The 17,331-nt window shown below is 56.1% G+C and carries 14 protein-coding genes; 10 read left to right on the forward strand and 4 right to left on the reverse strand.

All coding sequences use genetic code 11. The features are described 5' to 3' along the window. Positions 1-4: 4 nt before the first annotated feature. Both ABLO27_RS10630 and ABLO27_RS10635 read right to left on the reverse strand, forming a co-directional pair. Positions 5-3,178, reverse strand: a complete 3,174-nt coding sequence (locus tag ABLO27_RS10630; protein WP_353032722.1) for an efflux RND transporter permease subunit — start codon at positions 3,176-3,178, stop codon at positions 5-7. A 3-nt stretch (positions 3,179-3,181) separates the two neighbouring features. After that, positions 3,182-4,381: an efflux RND transporter periplasmic adaptor subunit gene (locus tag ABLO27_RS10635; RefSeq protein ID WP_353032724.1), complete on the reverse strand. Its 1,200-nt coding sequence runs from the start codon at positions 4,379-4,381 to the stop codon at positions 3,182-3,184. A 154-nt stretch (positions 4,382-4,535) separates the two neighbouring features. Between ABLO27_RS10635 and ABLO27_RS10640 the strand changes: the two genes are divergently transcribed. From ABLO27_RS10640 to ABLO27_RS10650, 3 genes are all read left to right on the forward strand, one after another. Then, the gene (locus ABLO27_RS10640) at positions 4,536-5,150 is read left to right on the forward strand and encodes a TetR/AcrR family transcriptional regulator (RefSeq protein WP_353032726.1); all 615 of its coding nucleotides are present in this window, start codon (positions 4,536-4,538) and stop codon (positions 5,148-5,150) included. Between the two features lie 109 nt (positions 5,151-5,259). Further along, the gene (locus ABLO27_RS10645; protein WP_353032728.1) at positions 5,260-6,099 is read left to right on the forward strand and encodes a TrmH family RNA methyltransferase; all 840 of its coding nucleotides are present in this window, start codon (positions 5,260-5,262) and stop codon (positions 6,097-6,099) included. A 4-nt stretch (positions 6,100-6,103) separates the two neighbouring features. Continuing rightward, complete coding sequence (locus tag ABLO27_RS10650; protein ID WP_353032730.1) at positions 6,104-6,973, forward strand: SDR family oxidoreductase; 870 nt, start codon at positions 6,104-6,106, stop codon at positions 6,971-6,973. A 71-nt stretch (positions 6,974-7,044) separates the two neighbouring features. Here ABLO27_RS10650 and ABLO27_RS10655 read toward each other — a convergent pair whose 3' ends face one another. Continuing rightward, entirely contained in the window at positions 7,045-7,953 is a 909-nt protein-coding gene (locus tag ABLO27_RS10655; protein WP_353032732.1) for a LysR family transcriptional regulator, read from the reverse strand. Between the two features lie 121 nt (positions 7,954-8,074). On the opposite strand from ABLO27_RS10655, the gene ABLO27_RS10660 reads away from it, so the two are divergent. Continuing rightward, positions 8,075-8,995 (forward strand): tyrosine-protein phosphatase, encoded by a 921-nt coding sequence (locus tag ABLO27_RS10660; protein ID WP_353032734.1) that lies wholly within the window; start codon positions 8,075-8,077, stop codon positions 8,993-8,995. Between the two features lie 107 nt (positions 8,996-9,102). Here the strand turns inward: ABLO27_RS10660 and ABLO27_RS10665 are convergent, their stop codons facing one another. Then, positions 9,103-9,570 (reverse strand): PACE efflux transporter, encoded by a 468-nt coding sequence (locus ABLO27_RS10665; protein WP_353032736.1) that lies wholly within the window; start codon positions 9,568-9,570, stop codon positions 9,103-9,105. Between the two features lie 293 nt (positions 9,571-9,863). Between ABLO27_RS10665 and ABLO27_RS10670 the strand changes: the two genes are divergently transcribed. From ABLO27_RS10670 to ABLO27_RS10695, 6 genes are all read left to right on the forward strand, one after another. Further along, positions 9,864-11,054, forward strand: coding sequence for a helix-turn-helix transcriptional regulator (locus tag ABLO27_RS10670; protein WP_353032738.1), 1,191 nt, complete (start codon positions 9,864-9,866; stop codon positions 11,052-11,054). A gap of 213 nt (positions 11,055-11,267) precedes the next feature. Further along, the gene (locus ABLO27_RS10675; protein WP_353032740.1) at positions 11,268-13,073 is read left to right on the forward strand and encodes an adenylate/guanylate cyclase domain-containing protein; all 1,806 of its coding nucleotides are present in this window, start codon (positions 11,268-11,270) and stop codon (positions 13,071-13,073) included. Between the two features lie 167 nt (positions 13,074-13,240). Then, entirely contained in the window at positions 13,241-13,699 is a 459-nt protein-coding gene (locus ABLO27_RS10680; RefSeq protein WP_353032742.1) for a YtoQ family protein, read from the forward strand. Between the two features lie 287 nt (positions 13,700-13,986). Next, positions 13,987-14,187: a cold-shock protein gene (locus ABLO27_RS10685; RefSeq protein WP_352940451.1), complete on the forward strand. Its 201-nt coding sequence runs from the start codon at positions 13,987-13,989 to the stop codon at positions 14,185-14,187. Between the two features lie 63 nt (positions 14,188-14,250). Beyond that, positions 14,251-15,564: a methyltransferase gene (locus tag ABLO27_RS10690; RefSeq protein ID WP_353032744.1), complete on the forward strand. Its 1,314-nt coding sequence runs from the start codon at positions 14,251-14,253 to the stop codon at positions 15,562-15,564. 101 nt (positions 15,565-15,665) lie between these two features. Then, the gene (locus ABLO27_RS10695) at positions 15,666-17,267 is read left to right on the forward strand and encodes a B12-binding domain-containing radical SAM protein (RefSeq protein ID WP_353032746.1); all 1,602 of its coding nucleotides are present in this window, start codon (positions 15,666-15,668) and stop codon (positions 17,265-17,267) included. Positions 17,268-17,331: the final 64 nt, after the last annotated feature.

Here is a 17,331-nt window from a genome sequence, read left to right on the forward strand (position 1 = left end):
CGGATCACTCGGCAGCAAGCGCTGTCTGGTAGTTGTCGTTCGACCAGCTGCCGGATTTTTCCGTTCCATCGCCGCTATCTGGTTTTTCATCAGGCCTGACTGCCGTTCGCCTTCTCCTGGCATAGACCAGGGCAAACATGGGCGGCGCGAAATAGAACGAGATCACCGTCGACAGCAATACGCCCCCTGCAATGGACATTGCGAAGGGGGGCCAGAAACCACCACCTTCCACGATCAGGGGCAAGAAGCCGCCGAATGTCGTCAGCGTTGTTGAAACGATGTGCCTGCTGGAGCCCATCACAACGTCCACCATTGCGTTCTGATCTCCGTGGACGGCGCGCTCGTTCTGCTGCATGCCCGTGAGAATGATGATGGCCGCGTTGATCGACACGCCGATTGACCCGATCACACCGATGATCGCATTGATTCCGAAAGGGTACTGAAAAACAGCCAGTGCAAGCAGACTGAGGCCGGCCGACAGAATGGCAACCACGAAAGTTACCGCGGTCAGGCGAAACGAGTTGAATGTCAAAACAACAGCTGCAATCGAAAGCGGCACGATCAGGCCGAGAGAGCCGATGAGATTTGCCAGAGTATCGGCGCGCGCATCGGAATCGCCACCGGTCTCGATCCGGTATCCCTCTGGCAGGACAAAGCCTGCGGTCTGCATTTCGGCCTGCAGTTTCTTCAAGGCTTCTTCCGGCAGAACACCATATTGAACGAAAGCCTGAACCGTGTTGACCCGTTCACCATTGCGGCGGTTCACCTGCCCCATGGATGGCTCCAGCTGGACATCCGCAATAGCCGACAAGGGAACGCCCTCATAACTTGCCGAGCCGGAAGTTCCATGTGCAGGCAACAAAGGCAGACTTGCAATTTTCGCAAGGTCAGCACGCTGCGGATCACCAACACGGACGCGCACGGGAAGCTCCTCCGTGCCTTCGATCAAGCTGCCTCCGGTCGCTCCTTCCAGGGTGGCCTCAAGCTGCCGCGCCACGTCGGCAAGCCCCAGACCAACCAGGCGTGCCTTGTCTTCGTTGACCTCGAATTTCAGTTTTGGTGCTCCGGCATCAAGCGTTGTGCGGACAATCGTCACTTCCTCAATGCCCGAGGCAAGCTGCCGGAGCGCATCACCCCGCTCGCGCAGGACCTCCAGTGACGGCCCGACCAATCGCAACTCAACCGGCGCGTCGACAGGCGGTCCCTGAACCAGATCTCGAACCAGGATGCGCGCTTCGGGAAAACTGCCGGACAAGGCATATTGCAGGTTCGGCACAAGCTCTGCGGTCGCCTTCGCCGACTTTGTTTTGACAAGAGCCTGGGCAAAACCGGGTGCGCGATCGCGTGCTCCGACAATATTGTAGTAAAAGGCGGGCGCACTCCTGCCGATGACCCATGACACTTGTTTCACACCGTCCACCTGCGCCAGGTAGTTGTCTATCGCCTGTGCTGTCTGAGTGGTCTGGGCGATTGCGGTTCCATCGGCAAGTTCAACTTCGATGTGAAACTGGTTCCGGTCAACACCCGGAAAGAACTGGGCCGTCAGGGTGGGCATGCTGAGAAAGCCGATGACCGGCAGAACCAATGACAAGACCACTGAACTCGCCGGGTTGCGCATTGCAAGACGGAGCGAAAAACGGAACGGTACCGTCAGCATGGAAACAGGACGGAAGCTGGACAGACGCACCGTTTGCCTTTTCAGCGGCAATACCCACCCCGCAATCGCGGCGGTCAACGTTACGGCAACAACAAACGACCACAACAGCATGATGATGACGGCAATTGCGATTGCGCCGACGAAGTCGCCCGGTGCTCCGGGCAGCAATACCATTGGCATGAACGACAGGGCCGTGGTTACGGTCGACGCCAACAAGGGTGCAAACAGGCGGCGCACCGCCTTGCCGACTGCAGTCGTCCGCGTGTCGCCCCTCTGCAGGGCCTGACCTATCTCATCCGTCATCACGATACCGGCGTCGACCAGCAAGCCAAGCGCAACGATCAGCCCTGTCAGTGACATCTGGTGCAACGGCAGGCCAATCAGTTTCATGGTCGCGAACGAGGCAAGCGTGACGACCGGCAAAACCATGGCCACAATCAATGCGGAACGAAGTCCCATCGTCACCAGCAACACGATCACGACAAGCGACATGCCGATCGCGATGTTCAGTCCGACATTCGACAGACGCTCAATGGTGTAGGTGCTTTGGTCAAACACCAGCCTGTGTTCGATCGAATGCGGCATATCCGCTTCAAAATTTGCAATTCTGTTCCGTACTCTCGCCATCCAGGTATCGACTTGGAGGCCATCAGCTACCTTAGCGGCAACCAGGATGGCTGGCCGGCCACCTGAAAGAGCGATTTCTTCAGCCGGTTCGCGCTTGCCTTTCAAGACCTTGGCGACATCTCCGACACGGGTGACGATACCGGAATTGCTGACGGAAACCGGAACTTGCCTGATCCGGTCCAGCGCTTCGATTTCGCCCTGAACCTCGATCAACAGTTCCCGGTTGGAAGCGCGAAGTCGCCCAGCGCGTACCTTGGCATCCGCGTTTTGAATGGCAGCCGAAACCTGGTCCACGGACAACGACAACGAGGTCAGGATGGCAGGGTCGACCTGAACCAGAATCTCCTCTTCGATTTCGCCGAAGATTTCGACCGACTTTGTGCCCGGAACGTTCCGCAACTCGTCAGACAATGTTTCGGCGTATCGCAGAAGGACCGCTTCAGAAACGTCGTCATGTCGCGGAACCAATGCGCTGATAGCTGCAAAGGCCCCGGCTCCCTCAGTGCTGAATTCGGGTTCAAGAACGCCTTGCGGAAACTCTCTGGTCGCATCGCCGATCTTGTCGCGAATTTCCGACCAGGCCTGTTCGATCACCTCTTCAGTCAAGGTGTCGAGGAGTTCGATCTGGATGATCGAGATGGAGGATGCAGACGTGGATTCGATCACATCTATCTCTTCCACTTCCCGCAATTCTTCTTCTATCTTTTCCGTTACGAGCGCTTCGACCCGTCCTGGATCGGCACCGGGATAGACTGTCGTAACCGTGGCAAAGAGATTGGTGATGGTCGGATCTTCCTGACGACCAATTCCAACCAGCGCAGAAAGCCCTGCTGCGATGATGACAAGAAGTGTCAGGGCAACCAATCGGGGCTGACGAAAGAAGAGCGTCTCCATGACTCAGGCTCCGTTCTCAATTGGTGTCACGGACTGACCAGGGACAACGCGGTGCACCCCTTCGATCACAATCCGGGTATCCCGCGTGATCGTCCCCCTGACAAAGGACCTGACTGCACCGGCATGCAACACCTCGACGGCTTCGCGGGAAATGGTGAAGGTGTCTCCTCCATCCCGGGTATCCGCCTCAACGACCGCGAGAACCGTCCAAAGACCTCTCGGACCTTCCTTGAGTGCGGCGGTCGGTACCCAGAAGCCTTCTGTTTCGATCCGCTCCGGCAAGGTCAATTCAGCCAGACGGCCGAAACGGGCAGGCCCGCTGCCGAGATCAATTTCAAACAGCGTCTCAATGGTGCGTGTGCTCGTCTGCAGATCTTGGCGCAAGCCGAACAATCTTGCCGAATATGCTTCTCCGGCGACCCGAACCTCAAACTGGTCGTCCCGATCAAGCCGGTCAACGACTTCGGGCGCCAGACCGATACGCACCAAAGGACTGGTTGCTTCAAGTATTTTGAGAAGCGGCATTCCCGGTGAAACGGTTGCTCCTTCGTCCAGCATACGTTGACCGATAATGCCGTCGAAGGGAGCCATCAGCACCGCCTTGTCGAGGTTGATATCGATTACCTCGATAGCGGCATCGATCTGGGCGAGCGTTGCCTCCAGACGGCTGACAGTCAGTCTTGCCTCATCCAGGATCTGGGCACTGACGTGACCACTGTTCTTGAGTTTCTGCTGGCGCCTAAAGGTGAGGACTGCCAGTTCCCGGTCGCTTTCAGTGGCAAGTCGATTTGCGAGCTGTCTGCGTCGTTCGGCTTCAAGCGTGCGCCTGTCCAGTTTCGCGATGACATCGCCCTTGCGGACTACTTCGCCTTCATCGACGGTGATCTTGTCGATTGTCCCGGAGAGTTCAAAACCCAGATCCGTTTGGCGGCCCGGCTCCACACGGCCGACAAAGCTGTGCGTCACGTCATAGCCTGTACTGAATTCAGACCTGATGACCGGTACCTGAACCAGAGGCGATGCTTCGACTTTCGGTTTTTCCTCAGCCCGCATCTGGATGGTGGTGACACCAATCAGGACAGCGGCGGCTGCAATTCCGACACTCAGAGAAAAGGTTGCCAGACTGGCGCTCAACAAACCGATCCGCTTCATGACACTGCGGCCGGCGAGCTGCTCTTCCTTGTCCATGCGATGTTTAGACATATGCGCACCCTCACCTCACTACCGGTGGCAGCCGTTGTTCGAGATCTGTGTCGTTCAATGTAAACGACTCTAACTATGTTACTGTTGTTAACATATGTTAGAAGAATTAACTTCTACAAGAGACTCACGCCAAAAAAGTTCGGATCCGCCGCGAATGGCAAAAACCAAAATCCAGAAAAAAAGCGGGTATCATCACGGCAATCTGCGCGGTCAGCTGGTCAACGCTGCCGGGCGCCTGATTGAGAAAAACGGCCCGGATGGCTTTTCCATGTCGGATGCATGCCGCCTTGCGGGTGTCAGCACTGCCGCCCCTTATCGTCATTTTTCCTCCAAACAGGATCTCCTGACCGAGGTTGCCAAGGACGGCCTGCAGCGGCTAGGCGAAGACATGGATCACAGGGCTTCCCAATATCCGCGTGGCACGGTCGACTCCATTGCTGCCATCGGCCGGGCGTATGTCGATTTCGCCATCCGTGAACCCCACACTTTCCGGCTGATGTTCAGCACGAAGGAACACACCGGCCGAATTGAGGAACTCAAGGCCGTCGGGCGAAATTCATATGGCGTTCTGTTGCAGGAAGTTGCTCAATATCTGGGCGAGCCGGAAATCAACGAAACCGTGATGCGCTCATCGTTTCCTCTGTGGACACAGGTTCACGGCCTGTCGTTTCTGTCAATCGACGGAAAACTGGAAGTGACCGATTTTCCCGTGGACATCAACGACTCCATCATGATCGCCACGGAACGATTGCTTCCGGCCAAAAGCTGACCAACGGTGGTTGTCCAAAAAACTTGACCCGGCAATAGTCAACGCCTAATCCAGCGCTATTCAAGAACCATTCCATGTCCAGCTCCTGAGCGAGCTTCCGGAGCAAAACATGTCTCATTCCGGCAAACCCCAGCGTATCGGTGCGGTGAAACAGATCACCAGTCACTCAAACCCGATCGTCAAGGAAATCAAGGGGCTGGTAGCCCAGCGCAAGCATCGCAACCAGTCCGGCCTGTTCGTTGCAGAAGGTCTGAAGCTGGCGACGGATGCTCTCGCTGCGGACTGGGGTGTCCGCTATCTGGCCCTTGGCCCGGAAGCCAGAGACAATCCGCTTGCCCAGAAGGCCGCCGCGACTGCAAAAGCGCGCGGTGCCCTGATCCTGGAGGTGACGACGGCTGTCATGTCCGCGATGACCCGCAAGGACAATCCCCAGATGGTCGTCGGGGTTTATGAGCAAAACATGCTGTCCGCCAGGGAAATAGACCCGGCAGGCTCGACCCTGTGGGTGGCTCTCGACCGTGTCCGTGATCCGGGCAATCTCGGTACGATTATCCGGACCATCGATGCCGTTGGCGGTGCGGGCGTCATGCTGGTCGGTGATTGCACCGATCCCTTTGCCGTGGAGGCGGTTCGCGCCACCATGGGCTCACTTTTTCATGTACCTCTGGCGAAAATGAGCAAGGAAGAGTTCAAGACGCTGGCCGGACAATGGCCGGGCACGGTGGCTGCAACGCATCTCAAGGGATCGGTCGACTATCGACAGCCGGACTACAAGGAACCTGCTCTTCTGGTTATGGGCAACGAGCAGCAAGGGCTCGAGGACGACATGGCTCAGGCCTGCTCAACCCTGATCCGTATTCCGCAAACCGGTCAGGCCGACAGCCTCAATCTCGCCGTCGCCACAGGCATTGCCCTTTACGAAATACGCCGCAACTATCTGGAGCTTTGATCGGATGCGCTTGTTTATCTTTGGGGTCGGTTTTTCCTCTTCCGCGATTGTTGACGAAGTGCGGGGCCGGTTCGACTGGATTGGCGGAACCACAAGATCTGCCGACAAGATGAACAGCCTGAGAGAACTCGGGGTCGAGGCGTTTCTGTTCGATGGCCAGAGCAAAGGTGAACGCATCGCCGACGCCCTGAAGTCTGCAACACATGTCCTCATCTCGATCGGTCCGAACGATACCGGAGATCCGGTATTGAACCAGCATGCTGAAGATATCGCGGCCGCGACACCAGAGTGGATCGGATATCTGTCAACGGTCGGTGTCTATGGCAATCACGACGGTGCCTGGGTGGATGAAGACACGTTGTGCAAACCGGTTTCCAAACGCTCCGTGCAACGGGTTGCTGCCGAAGAGGCCTGGCAGAATTTTGCAGAGACGAACGGTTTTCCGCTTCACGTTTTCCGTCTTTCAGGGATCTACGGGCCTGGCCGCAATGCCTTTGAAAACTTCAGGAAAGGGACGGCCCGCCGTCTCGTCAAGCCGGGCCAGGTCTTCAACCGGATACATGTGGCAGATATCGCCGGAGCGGTTTCAGCGGCCATGACGAAGCCTTCAAACCGCATCTACAACGTCACCGACGACGAGCCGGCTCCGCCTCAGGACGTCGTGGCATTTGCGGCCGACCTGCTGAATGTGACGCCGCCACCGGAAATCCCGTTCGAGACGGCCGACCTGACACCGATGGCCCGCTCTTTCTACGGGGAAAACAAACGGGTCTCCAACAGACGGATAAAGGAAGAGCTGGCCTATTCATTCCGCTATCCCAACTACCGTGTCGCACTGGCTGCCCTGCATGATCAAATGAAGTCCGGCGACTGAAGAAAGACTGCCTTTCCTGCCACATTCCCAATTTCCTCAAGGTTTTGAGGTTTTGGGGCCTGCGAGGTCGATTACCTTGCTCCGATCCGATGATCGCCGATCCAGGCGCGCTGATCCCATCCGCACAGGCTTTCAACGAGCCACTTTCGTGCTGCCCCTTCCTTGCGCAGGTTGGACGTCAGAAGGTCGACACCGAACAAGATGGCATTTTGCGCGAAGTCATAATTCAGAACCTTGAGGTGTCCGGCCAGAAATCCCTCCTCGACATCTTCCACAGGAAGCTCCGCCCAACCCAGCCCCTGGAGAACGCAAGTCAGTTGACGATGCGTGTCGCCGACGCTCCAATAACCGGGACTGAGCCTTCGCCCTGACCCGGGTTCAAGATCGTCGGGGCAGACAACCTGCCGGTACCGCGCAAGGTCCGACCGCCCGACTTCCTTCAGTTTTGCCAATGGATGGCTGGACAGACAAACGGGAACGCAGCGCTGAAATCCCAGCCCACGGCGGGAATAACTCTTCGGCACCGCCGCAAACTCCCGTGTCAGCCCCAGATCGGCATGGCCATCGCTCAGGTCTGCTCTGACATCCGCTCCCGATCCACTGCGGATCTCCAGCTGAAGGCTGGGGAAGGTTTGCGAAAACTTGGTCAAGAGCGCGGTTACCCGTCTCACCATCAGGCCGTTCTGGACACTCAATACAAGGACCGGCTCAGCGTCGTGCATGAGGGCTTCTGCATGGGATTGAAGTCGTACATGGCTGTCCAGCACCGATTTTGCATAAACAAGCAGCGACCTGCCCTCATCTGTCAGCTCCGGTCGGTATCCTTTCCGGCTGAACAACTGTGTATTGAGATCAATCTCCAGATTGGCAATGCAGTTGCTGATCGCGGACTGAGCCCTGCCCAGCTTGCGCGCTGCGGCGGAGAATGACCCCTCCTCGGCTGCTGCGACAAACGCAGACAGGTTCTCCAGATCCGCCATTTCAACTCCATCTGAAAACTAGATGGAGATTAACTATCATGCCCTGCGTTCCGGATGTAGTTTGTTTCGCGAATTTTCTCAAAACCTTCGGCGCATGGCCTGCAAACAGCGGAGACCCCCAGTGGCGTTCCTGAAACACATCCGACGCATCTTTCTGCTTTCCTTGATGACGATACCGGCTAGCCTGGCTCAGGCTGCCGAGACGCCATGCAACACCACACTTGAAATCGATTTGCCGGAAAGCTGCGACAGCATCGAAATTGCCCGGCAATTCGACGGGTTGGAAAACTTTCGCCAATTGACGACGCCGGACAACGGTATTCGGCCCGACGCACTGTTCCGGTCCGATCAACTGGACAAACTGTCGGAGGCCGACATTACCGCTTTAACCGAGCTTGGCATCGAAACGGTCGTCGATCTCCGCTCGCATGAGGAGCTCGAGGAACACCCTGACAAGCTGTTGCCGACGGTATCCTTCATGGTCAATTTGCCGATCGGATCGGACCCGGCGGACGTTGAAAAGCTGATGCCCCTGGATGTGGCAGCCCAAATCCGACCGCTTTGGTTCGACGGGAAGTTTGAAAAAATCGACGCGTTACTCAAGAAGCACAACGTCGATCTCGAACAGGCAAGAATTGATAGATACCAGGACTTTGCCACGGACTTTGATGACCAGGTATCCCGCTTCCTGCACCTACTGACGGACGACGCCAACTTCCCGCTCGTGTTCCATTGCGCCGGCGGCAAGGACAGGACAGGCTACCTCGCGGCTGTTACCCTTTTGACGCTCGGCTATTCGGAAGCAGATGTCCTTCGTGACTACCTGACGACCAATCTTTACACATACGGGGAGCTTTCCAAGCTCGTGTCTCACGGACCGATGTCCCTGCAACCCGCCTTCGGTGCACACCCTCAGCAGATCCTCGCGTCCCTGAATATCATCAAGGAACGCTATGGCAGCTTCGATCGATACCTGGAAGACCGGCTCGGTATCGATGGGGAAGAGGTAGCGAGGATTAAGGCGAACCTGCTGGTGAAGTGAGTGTCTGCAAAGCTGTTCAACTCCCAAAAAAAGGCCCGCCAAAAAGGCGGGCCAAGTTCTGTCGGCTGGGAAGCCGACAGTGCTGCGAACTGCACGTTTTGATGGATTCAGAGGCGATGCGGGTTTCCGGAGCTGTTCAGGCGCTGTTCCTGAAGATGAACCGGACGCACGCGGTCATAGGCAATGTGAAAGAAGTAGGTATAGATCGTGTAGGTGAGTGTCAGGCCTACATTCACAGTCAGGGCCGCTCCAAGGGAATGCCCCCCTATCCAGATCAGGAGTGGGCATGTCAGCAGGATTGCTGACACTTCGTGCATGCCGGCATGAAACATGCGCAGTCCATGCGGACGCTGACACGCCAGCCGGCCGGTAAAGCGTCGTTCAGCGAGATCAAACACCGTATTGAAAACCGGCGACCAGGTGACAATGACAGCCGATAGCAAGGCGATCAACGCGATGCTCGCAACCGCCGTGTTTCCTGAGAATGTCGCATAGAGGGGTGAAATCAGAGCAATACCGATGACCTCGAACGTAACCGTCTGGATGACCCGCTCCCGTGCCGACCTAAGCGTCATGACCAACCTTAATCAAAGAAATTCAGATCCCCGGCCGGCGGACTTGCCGGTCGATGGCCGAAGCAAAAACTGGATAGATTGCAATAAGTTGTCCTGGAACCAGAATAGGTGCCGCGAATTCCGCGCGCAGTTCCCAAATGGGAACTTGACGACCGAAGCCAGAATTTAGTTGCTTTTATGAGTGTTCAGGCGTGCGCCGGCATGCCAGACTGCGCGGATTACCGCGCACAATTTCCGCATGACTTTTCAAACATGATGTTCATTCAGCCCGAAACGGCTCCAGTGTTGGATAAATGGTTCACAATCTCAGCAGCGAAAAACTTCGCCAACTATTGTCGTCGATTGACAGACTGTATGAAGCGGCCTGTGATCCTGAAAAATGGCCCCTTTTCCTTGCGGCCGCGTCAGAACTGTTCGAGTGCCAGGGATGCCAGATAGGACATCATGACCTGAGCAATCACTCCCTGTCCTTCAGCCGGCTCCATGGTTACGAATGGGACGAGGACCACTATCGCCGCTATGACGAGCTGATGCCAGGTGACCCTCGGGTGCCTCACTTTGCAGCCAATCCGTTCAAGGCAGTTCACTGCAGAATGCATGTCAGCGACGAAGAGCTTCACAATTCGCGTGTCTACCAGGAAGTCCTGTCACCCGGCTGCGTCGAATACTCGCTTGGTGTGAACCTGATGGAGGGCAAGCGCTCACTCTCCTATTTCATCGCGCTTCGCAACAAATCGCAGAAGCAGTTTGACGAGAATGACTGCGCCCTGCTCGACGAGTTGATCCCTCACCTGAACCGGGCCATTTTGCTGCAACGGGATGTGGGCACGATCGACTTTGAAAGGAACATTGCAGCAGACACGCTCGACAACCTGGCAATTGGACTGATCATCGTCGACCGGTTTGCTCAAATCAGATTCACCAATGCCACCGGTCAGGACGTCCTTGACGCAAAGGACGGATTGGCCGCTGCAGGAGGCAAGCTCCGGGCGCCGGGAGATCAGGATGGGGTGTTGAAACAGGCCATCAACCGGGCAATTCACCAGGCTCAAACTGGCAGCAATGTTTCTGGTGAAGCCGTCTCTGTTCCAAATCGGGAGAAAAGCGATCCGGTTTCCATTTTCATCTCACCGCTGTTTGGTCAGCATCTGAAATCCGGATGGGTTCATTTGCGAGAACCGCTGGCAATTCTGATCGTCAGGGAACTCGACAAGACCAATGTGACACGTCAGGAGGTGCTTGGCTGCATGTACGGCCTCACCCGAAGCCAGGCGCGCCTTGCCAACCTGATTGCCAGCGGCTTCTCCCTGCAGCAGGCCGCCGAGGAAGCCGGCATAACCGAAGCGAGCGCCCGTCAGTATCTGAAGACAGTTTTCGATAAAATGGATGTCAGCCGACAAAGCGAACTTGTCACCAAGGCCCTTAGTCTGCCGGTGCCGATCAGGGCGGTTCATCCGCGCGAGCCGCTCCATCCGCTTTCCTGAACTCTTCTCCGAGTCAGGTGTCGTGCTGAAAATGGCCATAGTGTAACGGTTGAAAAAGCCGGTCAGTGGCTTGAGCATGTGCGCGGTCGGTAAATCGAAATTTACAACTTGCCCGCTACAGTAGAGGCCACTCGGATCACTTATCCGGTATGACGCCCCAAGATTACGTCGTCGCCCATCAGGGTTCGCCAGTCTGTTTCGTGGTTCAAACTCATGCGCATCGCCTGGAAAATTTTCGGCACTTCCCTCATCGTTTTCGCGGTCATGACCGCGGCGGCTGCCTTTTCAATCTACAAAATCTTCGAGATCAACAAGGAATTGCACCTGATTTCCAGCGTGTATTCTCCCCTCAGAAACGAAATCGCACAGATCGAGGTTGTTGCACTTCAAGAAGAGTTGGAGCTTGAACGGGCAGAAAAACTGGAAGCGGAACTGCGCGCGGATCGCCTGGAAGCCTTGAGTTATGGCAAGACGCAGGAAGAAATTGATGCCGCCGTCGCGCAATCGCCCGAATTGCAGGCCCGGATCAGGCACCTGGAAGAGCGGCTTGAGGCAGATCTGAAGACCTTTGAAGCACACGCGCAAACGGTCGAACAGTTGCTGAAATCGGCTGAAGAGCGGGTGAAGTCCGCCCAGACCCAATCAACTTCGCTCCAGGACAAACTTGAGCTCGCCGAACTCTTTCCAACCCTGGTCGGCATCGAGACCCAACACAGCAACTTTCACAACCATGCACTCAATCTGGTAACCGCTGCCGACATTCCTCCGGCAACGCGCGAGAGGCTTGAAGAGCAGCTTGAGAATGAGGAACAGAAGCTGACGGCCCGATTGGACGAGTTGCGACAACATGTGAGTGCTTTCACCGACAAGTCCATTGAAACCGCCGCCCTGCATGAGCAACAGGCACTTTATGCAAGTGTTGCGGCAACCGCGGCCGGAGGCAGCCTTGCGCTCCTGCTTTCCTCACTGGTCATCGCCGGCATCCTGCGACCGATGCGAGCTCTGTCACTGGGGGCCCAAAAGGTTGAGCAGGGAGATTTCGAGATCGAACTGAAGTCTCAATCGAGTGACGAGATCGGTTCCCTCACCCGCAGTTTCAACACCATGGTCGACGGGCTGAAATCGACCCAGAAAATCAAGGACACATTCGGCCAGTATCTCGACCCTCGTGTCGTGTCCGGTCTGATTGCCGACCAGTCCGATGCCACGGCGGGTGAAAAGAAAGTGGTCTCGGCCTATTTCTCCGACCTTGCCGACTTCACAACAATCTCCGAACAGTTCACGCCTTCGGGGCTCGTGCGGGTTCTGAACCGATACCTCGATCTGATGTCATCGCAGATCACAGAGCGCCACGGCGTCATCGACAAGTATATCGGCGATGCCATCATGGCCTTCTGGGCACAGCCGTTTTGCGAGGATGGAGACCAGGCCACCCTGGCGGTCGATAGTGCGCTGGCAAACATCGAACTGATGCGAAAATTTCAGGAGGAACTGCCGGAATTGACCGGACTTCAGAAGAACCTTCCATCCCTCAAGCAGCGGATCGGAATTGCGACCGGTGAAGCGGTGATCGGGTCCATCGGCTCGGAAAAAACCAAGAATTACACCGTCATGGGCGACACGGTAAATCTGGGTGCGCGCCTGGAAGGCGCAAACAAGATTTATGGCACTCAGGTTCTGGTCTGCGAGAGAACGCGCGACAATGCCTCAGGCATCGAGTTCAGGGCTGTTGACAGGATCCAGGTGAAGGGCAAGACCAAGGCCACAAGCGTATATTCTCCGCTCGCACGGTCGGCAAACATGACCGAAGACCTGAGAATTCTGCAGGCGAGTTCCGAACACGCCCTTCATGCCTTTGCCGAAGCCAACTGGCAGGATGCCCGCAGGATGTTCGAAGAAATCGTTGCGCTCTTTCCCGATGATCAGATTGCTCAGGTCTTCCTCAACCGCCTGCAACTGATCGAAAGCGAAGGCGTGCCGGAAAACTGGGACGGCGTCTGGCATCTGAACACGAAATAACCGCTTGCCCATACGGTTCCGCAGTTTGCTCCCGGCTGCAGGTCGTCACTCGCCCCCCTTCCCATTTCGTGCGAAGGGTTGACGCAGGGCAGATGAAACCCCAGCTTTGAGCGCAGACTGGCAATCCCTTTTGCCAATAAATTCAAGAAAATGAGTGGGTGGAAAAGATGAGCAACTGGCGCGTTTACCTGTCGGGTGAAATTCACACGGACTGGCGGGACCGGATCATGGAAGGTGTCAATGCCCTCAGCCTGCCGGTGGAGTTTTCCGCCCCGGTCACGGATCACGATGCAAGCGACGACTGCGGCGTTGCCATTCTCGGCAATGAAGACCAGAAGTTCTGGTACGACCACAAAGGAGCAAAGGTGAACGCAATCCGGACACGATCGCTGATCGAGAAGGCAGACATCGTGGTCGTTCGTTTCGGCGACAAATACAAACAATGGAACGCCGCCTTTGACGCCGGATATGCCTCTGCACTGGGCAAGTCGCTGATTGTGGTTCACGACCCGTCACTGACCCATCCGCTGAAGGAAGTCGACGCCGCAGCACTGGCCGTTGCAGAAACATCCGAGCAGGTTGTTGAAATCCTGAAATACGTAATTTTGGGACAGCTGGAACGCTAGGACATTTTTCGTCAGCTTCACAGCGTTCTTGAAATTAACAAATCGATAACCATATTTCGGCAAGCTATGGAAAAGCCTGACCTGTTAGGTCAGGCATCCGGTTTCCTTTCCCAACGGACCCGACATCTTGAGAGCAGTCCTTTTTGACTGCCTTGCCGAGTGTTCAAACCAAACGGAAACCGGGAAGTACTTTAGTATTATCAAAAACATTGTCATCAAGACGTTGAAAAACCCGGCTATTGATGCCGCCGTTCCGCCTTGATGCGTAGAATTGGAAAGTAAGATCCATGCAACATGGAAATGTAAAATGGTTTGATCAGCGCCAGGGTATCGGCACGATCGAGCCTTTCGACGGCGGGGATGTCCCCGTTCATATCTCGGCCGTGCGCCGGTCCGGTATCGACACTTTGAGAGAAGGCCAGCTCGTGGCCTATGATCTTGAGTGGCGCCGTGGACAGATGGTGGCTGAGGACCTGAAAGTCCTGTAAGGTCACCCGCAGGTCAATCCGAAAACAAGGGCGGTCCGACCGCCCTTTTTTATTGGAGCTACCATGCAGATCGATGCCAGGTTGCAAGAAGGAATAGACGCTCACCGCAATGGAAATCTGGCGGTTGCTCAGGACGCGTACCTGGAGGTGCTGAGCGCTGATCCCAATCATGCCGACGGATTGCATTTTCTGGGATTGCTCCACTTCGACGCCGGCCATCCTGAAAATGCCGTTGCCCTGATCCGCAAGTCGCTGGAACAAAACGCACGCAATGCTGCCGCGTTCAACAATCTCGGCAACATTCTGAAACTATCCGGAAGCTCTAGCGAGGCCCTGGAAGCTTACGCCCGCGCAGTGGAACTCGAACCGCGCCACAAGGAAGCCTGGAGCAATATCAACGTGCTGCTTCGAGCAGCGACACACAATGATGATCTGCTGCCAATCCTGGCTGAAATCGTACGCCTTGACCCGGAAAACCCCGATGCCTGGCACAATTACGGCCTCTCTCTGGTGCTTGCCGGACGAAAGGAAGAGGCAGCGGATGCAGTAGAGCGGTGCCTGGAATTCGGATTGGACATCTGGTCCGATCCGGTGTGGCACGCAAGAGTGCTTTGCGCGCTTGGCCGGCAAAACCGGGCTCTGGAGTTTCTGGAACAGATCGTAGAGGCTGATCCGCACAACGAGATCGCCCGATATCAACTCGCCGCTGTCCGCGGCGACGACCTCGATCACGCACCTGAAAGCTACGTCAAAACCCATTTCGACAAGTTCGCCGCGACGTTTGACGACGTTCTGAGCGGCCTCGGCTATCGGGCACCTGAACTCGTCGCTGAAGAGGCAGTGACGCTTGCGAAAAGCGCTTCCATACCTTTTCAGGACGTGGTCGACCTGGGCTGCGGAACCGGGTTATGCGGCCCTCTCATCCGGGATCATTGCGTCAAGCTGACAGGCATCGACCTGTCTCAAGGCATGTTGCAAAAGGCCGCCGCACTGAAAGTCTACGATTTTCTGGTCGAAGGGGAACTGGTTGCCTTTCTCCAATCCGATCTGCCGACGCGCTTCGATCTGGCCGTTTGTGTCGATACGCTGTGTTACCTGGGCGATCTTCAACCCTTCATGGTCGCGCTTGAAAAGGCGTTGAAGCCCGGTGGTATCCTGATTGCCAGCGTGGAGCATCTTGCCAACACCTCCTGGCCGGAATACCGCGTCGATTCAACCGGTCGCTATGCACATACACCTGCCTATCTGCGGCGTTGCGCGCAAGCAGCCTCTCTGACCCTCGAAAAGGAAAAGGAAGTCGTTCTCCGCCATGAGCTCGGCGAAGAAGTCCATGGTCTGATATTTCACGTTCGGAAATTGTCTCTCAACGAGACGTGACATCATGCCGGAGGGCGACCGCACGATAGCGGTTGTTCCGCAGCTCAAACTTGTTAACGTGTCGTCATCGATGAACGGTTGTGCCGTCTGGAGGAAGCTGAATGCCGGAATGCAATGTGTTGTTGGTCTATCCGCGGTTCAATTCCGGTTCCTTCTGGAACTATGGAGCAACCTGCGATCTCGTCGGCGCAAAGTATCCCGCCCCTCCTCTCGGCCTGATCACCGTGGCGGCCATGCTGCCGGAGACCTGGAACGTCAGGTTGGTCGACCGCAACACCAATACCTTGTCCGCTGAAGATCTCGATTGGGCGGACATGGTCATGACCGGCGGCATGCTGCCGCAACAGTCGGATTGCATTTCTGTCATTCGCGATGCGCAGAAAAAAGGTATACCGGTTGTGGTTGGCGGCCCTGACGCGACCTCTTCTCCGGAGGTGTACGAAATTGCAGATTTTCTCGTTCTCGGTGAAGCAGAAGGCATTCTGGAAACGTTCATCGAAGCATGGAACGAAGGCGCTCGCGACGGCCGGTTTACGGCCGAAAAATTCAAGGCAGATGTTACATCGAGCCCGATCCCGCGTTTCGATCTGCTCAAGTTCAGCGATTATGTCCAGATCGGCGTTCAATATTCCCGCGGTTGCCCGTTCACCTGCGAATTCTGCGATATCATCGAGCTCTACGGGCGGGTTCCGCGCACCAAGACCAACGAACAGATCCTGGCCGAACTCGATCGCCTCTACGAATTGGGATATCGCGGCCATGTCGACTTTGTCGATGACAACCTCATCGGCAACAAGCGGGCCGTAAAAGGCTTTCTGCCGGAACTGGCCGCCTGGCAGAAGGAGCGCAGTTATCCGTTCGAGATGTCAACGGAAGCCTCGCTCAATCTCGCCGATGACGAAGCCCTTTTGAAAATGATGCAGGAAGCTGGCTATTTCTCTGTCTTCATTGGCATCGAAAGCCCGGATCCTGAGGTTCTGAACGCAACCCGTAAGAAACAGAATACACGCAGGGACATCGCAAAAAGCGTCCACAAGATCTACGACGCGGGCATTTTTGTCCTGGCTGGATTTATCGTTGGCTTTGACGAGGAAAGTGACAGGGTTGCCGACGAAATTTCGGCCCTGATCGAAGAAGCAGCCATTCCCGTTGCCATGACCGGGCTGCTTTATGCCTTGCCGAACACCCAGCTTACGCGGCGCCTTGCAAAGGAAGGTCGTCTTCACGCAGATTTCGCCACGGACGACCCGGATACCGTTCATGGAGATCAGTGTACGGCCGGACTGAACTTCAAGACCGTTCGCCCGCGAGAACAGATCCTCGCGGATTTCAAGGCCGTTATTGAGCGCGTTTACGGGCCCGAAGCCTATTTCGAACGAGTTCGGAAAGTCGCCGAAATGCTCGACATGAGCGGCGCAAACGGATCGATCTGGGGGGCAGGTTTCTTTCACGACATCAAGCTGTTCGGCCGCCTCATTCTTGCAATGACCTTCAAGGAAACAACTTATCGCGGCCCGTTCTGGCGAACACTGATCAAAACCGCCTTCACGAATTTCAGGGCCATCAAGCCGGTGATGATGATGCTCGCACTTTACGTGCACCTGGGCCCGTTCTCACGGTTCGTCACTGCCCAGATCGACAAGCAGATTACCGATATCGAGATGGGTCATTGGGAACAGCCCGCACTGGTCGCCGCCGAATAGTTGCTTTAAACAGGTTTTTTCGCCGGATCACGGCCAACAGACATCAACTCGCCAGGAAGACAAC

The sequence above is a fragment of the Roseibium sp. SCP15 genome (genome assembly GCF_040329435.1).
In the GTDB taxonomy this organism is placed as follows: Bacteria; Pseudomonadota; Alphaproteobacteria; order Rhizobiales; family Stappiaceae; genus Roseibium.